Source organism: Tardiphaga sp., assembly GCF_025356345.1.
Classification (GTDB): domain Bacteria; phylum Pseudomonadota; class Alphaproteobacteria; order Rhizobiales; family Xanthobacteraceae; genus Tardiphaga.
The window spans coordinates 1-5,765 of record NZ_JANXTC010000053.1 but is presented as its reverse complement, the minus strand read 5'-3'; the positions used below and the strand labels follow the sequence as shown (position 1 = coordinate 5,765).

Sequence of the window (5,765 nt, the reverse complement as noted above, 5' to 3'; positions counted from 1 at the left end):
CTCGATCGATCCGAAAATCGCTGAAGCCGCCCATCGCCTCGCCAATGACGGCGTGGTGGAATATTGCTCGCGCAAGCCCGACCGTTTCGTCGGGCTCGGCGTCGTCACCTTGCAGGAACCGGAGCTCGCGGTCCGCGAGCTTGACTACATCATGAAGGACCTGAAGCTGAAGGGCGTCGAAATCCTGACCAATGTCGACGGCCAGGAATTGTCCGATCCAAAATTCCGTCCGTTCTTTGCCCGCGCCGAGCAGCTCGGCGCCTTCATCATGATGCATCCCAACGGCTTCACGCATGGCGACCGTCTGACGCATTTCTATTTCAACAATGTTCTCGGCAATCCACTGGAAACCACGCTGGCGCTGCATAATCTGATTTTCTCAGGCACGCTGGCACGTTTCCCCGAACTAAAGCTGATGGCGGTCCATGGTGGTGGCTATCTGCCCGGCTATTCCGGCCGCATCGACCATGCCTGGGGAGCGCGACAGGATTCGCACGGTAATCTGCCGCTGCCACCGACCACCTATCTGCGACAGGTCTATCTCGACACCGTCGTGTTCAGCTATCACCAGCTCGCTTACATGCTGGACCTGTTCGGCCCCGACCGCATCGTGATGGGTACCGACTATCCGTTCGACATGGCCGAGTATAATCCGATCGGCCACATCGCCGGCGTCAACGGCATGGATGAAACGACGCTGGCCCAGCTCGCCGGTGGCAATGCCAAGCGCATCCTCGGACTCTAGGCCAGTCGTTCTGGTCGGCCGTGACGGACCAAGTCGTCAAGGCCGACTTCGTTTTTTGCGTGCCGGCGGTGGCGCGGCCAGCGAAGGCCGCTCGGTAGACCGCGCGCCGCCGGGGTCGGTGCCGAACAATCGCCCGATCCCCAGCAGGAACACGTTCAACGTCACCGAAATCACCTGGTTCTTGTCTTCCAGCACCGGCGCCTCATAGATCAGCTTGCGCATCCCGTAATAGAAAATGCCGCTGTGAAAAGCCCAGGCCAGTTCGAGTTCGACGGCGGAGGCCTTTTTCTGTGGCGGCAGACCGGCTTCGTGGCGATACTCCTGGATGATACGCGCCAGAATTTTCTTTTGGACGATGTCGAGATACCAGCGGTTGATATCGAGACCCTTCAGGCCCGAGAACAGATAGATCCGCATCCATTCGCGGGTGAAAATCACGTCGGTATAGGCGCGGTAGAATTCTTCAAAGCGCTGGCGGATCGGCTGCGTCCGGTCGGTCAACAGGCGGTCCCATCCAGCGTCCCACCGCTCCAGATAGACGGTGCGGTACACTTCCTTGATCAGCTGATCCTTGCTCGGAAAATACCGATACAGCAGCGGCTGCGTCACGCCGATCTTCTGCGCCAGTTCACGCGTGCCGCCGTTGAACCCTTCTTCCGAAAAGAAGATGGTTGCCGCCTGCAGGATTTCCCTGCGCCGGTCCTCCGGTGAAAGCCGCCGGCGCCTTGGCGCCGCCGCCGCTTTTGCGATCAGGGCTTTCTTGCTCATGATGGTCCGTTAAATGGCGAGAGGCCAATCCTCTGTCGCAGCGGTGATCGGATCTCGGCAGGATCGATATCGGGATGCGAGCGCATCCCGCGGCTCGCGCGCAGAATTCCCGACCCGTCCCGCAAATGCAACCGATTCGATCGGCACGCGGGCAAGCACCCATTTTCAGCAGCCAGCCTGCAGCGCGTTGCATGCCCGTGTTGCCGGTACGATCACGTCCTGAGCGTCACACCCGATTCGAAAAGGGCCCGCTGCGAACGTCCACCGCCCCCGTCTTCCAACGGGGGCAGCCAAACGTTGCGTAGCGGTCTGGCTTCGACTTACTTGATGGCCAGCGGGTTGATCGGTGAACCGGTGCCCCCGGTGATCACCAGCGGCGGCCCGGCAAACATGAATTCGTAAACCCCGTCAGCCGCGCAATCATCGGCGAGATCCTTGAGGTGGAAAATTTCTCCCATCGTCAGGCCCATCGAAGGTATCACGACCCAATGCCAGGGCTGCGACACTTCCGGCGTCTCGTTGGGACGAACCTCGACGCCCCAGGTGTCGGAGCAGATCGCGGCAATCTTCTTCTCGAAACTCCAGTAGCAGTTTTCAAACTTCACACCCGGCGCGTCGCCACCGGCGTAGCCGCCCCAGGCATTGTTCTTCATGCAGCGCTCCATGTGACCGGTCCGGATGATGACGAAGTCGGCTTCCTGGATAGTCACGCCCTGCTTCTTCGCTACCGCATCGAGTTCGTCATTTGAAATCGCATAGCCATCGTCGAGCGAGTCGACGCCCTTGTAGCGCGCGACGTCCAGCAGCACGCCGCGGCCGACCATACGATCCCGGGTATGCTCGATGCCGAGCTTGTGGACGCCACGGCTGTCGACATTGCGGGCATCGTGACCATTATACATCTTGTCGTGATAGAAGACGTGACCCAGCGAATCCCAGTGGGTCGCGGACTGCACGGGCATGTTGATGGCGTCGTCGGCATAGCGCATTTTGTTGATCTCGTCCTGACGTCCGGCGACCGCGTCGGTTCCGGTGGCGAGCATGGTGTGGATCGGATTCCAGCGCCCCCCGAACAGACCGCTTTGCGGGCCTTGCTGGTTGAGCGGAATGCCCATTCCGAACACCTTGCCCTGCTTGACCAGCTTGGCGGCCTCGGTGACGTGTCTGGGCGTCACGTAATTGAGCGTTCCAATCTGATCATCCTGGCCCCAGCGCCCCCAGTTCGACAACTTCTTGCTGGCCTCGGCGATCGCTTCCTTGCTGACTTTGATATCCATGTTGTTTTCCTCTTATGCCATGCACTGGTCATTGCGAGCCCGCGCTTCTTGCCGTTATTAATCAACTGATCATTAGCGTTTTCAGTTGTCAACGTTGACGGCGCGGCATTTTACGCCGCGACGCACAACAGGCCGCCGGTTCATTCACCGGATATTTCTTGCGCGCTGCTGCAAGGCGCCTAGAATTAGCGAATGCCGCTTCGACAAGGGAAATATCCCGGCGAAGAACTCCTGCCCATTCGCTTGGCTGGTTCGGCAACACGGGATCGACATTCATCGCTCCTGACAAAATGTAGGGACGGACATGCGCAGGCGATTGGAAGTTATGTTTGGCAGCCTGATGAATGGCATCATGCGGATCGGCCAGACGCACTGCATCTATGTGATTGAGCCCGAGGATTACGATGCGTTTACGCCGCGCAAGGCAACGGCCGAACGGTCGCCGCACCATTCAGGCCCTATCGAAACCCGGCCTGTCGCGCGATAGAGCGTCCGTCGACGCCGCGCCTGGAAATCGGGCGCGGCGTCGACGGACACGCAGAGTCAATTTGCCGATTACTTCTCCAGATTTTTCGCCGGCGGATAATCGCGGGAATAGACCGGGTTGGCCAGGAACGCCTGCTCGCCATAGGTCCAGAACTGGCTGACATCCGGGTAGGTCTTGAACACCGAATTGACCAGCCGGCCATCCTTGCGGGTGACCTTGCGAAGATAGACATTGCCGACCACATTGCCCCGGTCATCGAACTTGACCGGTCCTCGGGCAGTATCGACATTGACGGCCCGCAGCGCCGCCATGAAGGCCTTCTTGTCCTCCACCTTGCCGTTGACCGCCTTGACAGCGGCTTCCAGCACCGCGCCGTTGACATAGGTGGCCGCGGCGTAGAAGCCCGGATCGTACTTGAACTCCTTGCGGAAGGCCGGCGCGAAGATCAGATTCGGCTTGGCGTCGAGCTCGGCGGAATACCAGCAAGTAGTAATAATGTTAAGCGCCTCGTCGCCCATGTTGCGCAACACCGCCTCATCCAGCGCTGTCATGCCGCCGATCACGGCCATCTTGTCCTTCATGCCGTAATCCACGAACTGGCGCAGGAAGCGAAATCCGTTCGATCCGGCGAAGCCGAGGAAGATGGCATCGGCCTCCTTCAACTGGCCGACATAGGTGCCGTAATCGGGGACAGCGAGCGGCGAGAACAGCTTCTGCACGACCTTGCCGCCATTATCCTCGAACACGCGCTGGAAGCCCGCGCACATTTCATGGCCATAGGCGATGTCATCGCCGATCGTGATGATCTTCTTGTACTTCAGGTCCTTGGCCGCATATTCGCCAAGCGGATGCGCGCATTGCGAGGACGTCGAGGTGGCGCGGACGAACCACGGATTCGCATTGCGCTGCGTCATGTCCTCCGCGGCGGCGACCGACAGCGTCGGGATCTGCGCCTGGCGGATATAATCGTCGATCGCCAGCGCTTCGAACGCTGCCAGCGGTCCGATCAGGCAGTGCACCTTGTTCTTCTCGACCAACTCCTGGGTCTTGGTGCGCGCCGTGGCGGGGACGCCAGCGGTGTCAGCCGAGATCAGTTCGACGGTGCGACCGGACAATTTGTTGTCGCGCTCCTTCAGATACATGATCATGGCGCGCTCCATGTCGATGCCGCCGGAGGCCAGTGGCCCGGTCTTGATGGTCAGCAGGCCGATGCGAATCGGCTCGTCGGCCGCGCGTACCGGACGCGACGCCAGCGCGGTGCTGAGCCCAAGGCCAGCCGCGCCAGCCACGAAATTGCGACGTGAAATTCCCATTGTTTCTCTCCCTGGATAATGTTTTCAAGCGGCCGTTCGGGCCGTCGGCTTATTTGGTTGGCACAATCGGCACCAGCACGTGGCTGCCGCCGTCACTGTCGATATGCAGCGTCGTCGTTCCGCCGAACAATTTTTCCGGCCTGTCGCGCGGATCATTATGCAGGAACGGCCCGCAGCCCAGCAGTTCGTTCTTGAAGTTGGACAGTTTGGCACCCGTCTTCTCCTGCCAGACATAATCCTTGCCGCGCACGCTGAGGGCGATGCGGTGGCCCTTCGGCACGACGATCGAGGTCGGCCAGATCTCGACCGCCAGATCGACCGGAACGCCCGGTCGCAGCGGCTGCACTTCGTCGTGGCTGTGATAGGGGCGGTACGGCGTCGAGATCTTGTCGTCGAGCTTGCGATGCGACGCGCGCAGCCATCCCTGGGCCACCGGCGTGTGCGGATCGATCGCCCCGACAAAGGTCTGCTCGCGCAGGTCAGGGCTGAACACGCGGAACACCAGGAAGATGTCGGCATCCTCCGTGCTCGACGAGATCCGCAAGCCCGCGGCGAGCGGGCCGGTGATTTCGGTATCCTCCGTCATCGGCTGCGACATGAAGGTCAGGCCGTCGCCCAGCGCGTCAAAGTCGAGGCGGGCCGGTTTGACCGGCTTCCGCAGCGACAGCGTCTGGTGTTCGGAATCCAGATAAAACTTCGTCCACACCGTGGTCGGCAGCGGCCAATCGGCCTCGCAACGTTCGACAAAACGGTCGGTATGACGGACCTGCAACTGCACTTTCGGCTGCTGGTCCCAGCCGTTGGCCTCACCCTTCAGGTAGAAGTCAAAGAACCGCTTCTGCAGCGCGCGGCCGTAATCGGTGTAAAAATGGGTCCAGTGCTCCAGCCCGTGACACTCCAGCCACTTGTCCTTCGACGCCGCGCGCACATAGCCCTCGAAATTGCCGCGGGGATGCAGGCCCTGCCCGCCCCAATTGGCCGCCGAGAGGAACGGCACGGTGACATTGTCCCAGTTCGGCGAGCGCGCCTTGTGATAGTCGTCATCGAGCGGATGGGCGAGAATGTCGTCGCCGAAACTGCAGCGGTTGGCGGCCAGTTCGAGATCGGACATCGTCTCGTCACCGCAAACCAATTCGCCGGTGACCTTGCTGCGTGGACCACGTTCGCCGAGGCCG

6 protein-coding genes are annotated in these 5,765 nt (G+C 60.7%); 1 reads left to right on the top strand and 5 read right to left on the bottom strand.

What is annotated here, in order from left to right:
- The coding region (locus Q0S16_RS02795; protein ID WP_295844790.1) for an amidohydrolase family protein at positions 1-745 on the top strand (745 nt) is incomplete at its 5' end.
- A 36-nt stretch (positions 746-781) separates the two neighbouring features.
- On the opposite strand, the gene Q0S16_RS02790 is transcribed toward Q0S16_RS02795, so the two are convergent.
- From Q0S16_RS02790 to Q0S16_RS02770, 5 genes are all read right to left on the bottom strand, one after another.
- A complete protein-coding gene (locus tag Q0S16_RS02790) occupies positions 782-1,513 on the bottom strand; it encodes a TetR/AcrR family transcriptional regulator (protein ID WP_295844788.1) in 732 nt (243 codons plus the stop codon).
- A 320-nt stretch (positions 1,514-1,833) separates the two neighbouring features.
- Positions 1,834-2,790: a cyclase family protein gene (locus Q0S16_RS02785; protein WP_295844786.1), complete on the bottom strand. Its 957-nt coding sequence runs from the start codon at positions 2,788-2,790 to the stop codon at positions 1,834-1,836.
- Positions 2,791-2,878: 88 nt separating this feature from the next.
- Positions 2,879-3,241 (bottom strand): hypothetical protein, encoded by a 363-nt coding sequence (locus Q0S16_RS02780; RefSeq protein ID WP_295844784.1) that lies wholly within the window; start codon positions 3,239-3,241, stop codon positions 2,879-2,881.
- A 104-nt stretch (positions 3,242-3,345) separates the two neighbouring features.
- On the bottom strand, positions 3,346-4,590 hold the full coding sequence (locus tag Q0S16_RS02775; protein ID WP_295844783.1) for an ABC transporter substrate-binding protein: 1,245 nt from the start codon (positions 4,588-4,590) through the stop codon (positions 3,346-3,348).
- Positions 4,591-4,639: 49 nt separating this feature from the next.
- The coding region (locus Q0S16_RS02770) for a CocE/NonD family hydrolase C-terminal non-catalytic domain-containing protein (RefSeq protein WP_295844782.1) at positions 4,640-5,765 on the bottom strand (1,126 nt) is incomplete at its 5' end.

What these genes read in the sequence shown, in the direction of transcription:
- Q0S16_RS02790 (WP_295844788.1), bottom strand. Translation starts at nt 1,513, where the DNA reads ATGAGCAAGAAAGCCCTGATCGCAAAAGCGGCGGCGGCGCCAAGGCGC.
- Q0S16_RS02785 (WP_295844786.1), bottom strand. Translation starts at nt 2,790, where the DNA reads ATGGATATCAAAGTCAGCAAGGAAGCGATCGCCGAGGCCAGCAAGAAG.
- Q0S16_RS02780 (WP_295844784.1), bottom strand. Translation starts at nt 3,241, where the DNA reads ATGGTGCGGCGACCGTTCGGCCGTTGCCTTGCGCGGCGTAAACGCATC.
- Q0S16_RS02775 (WP_295844783.1), bottom strand. Translation starts at nt 4,590, where the DNA reads ATGGGAATTTCACGTCGCAATTTCGTGGCTGGCGCGGCTGGCCTTGGG.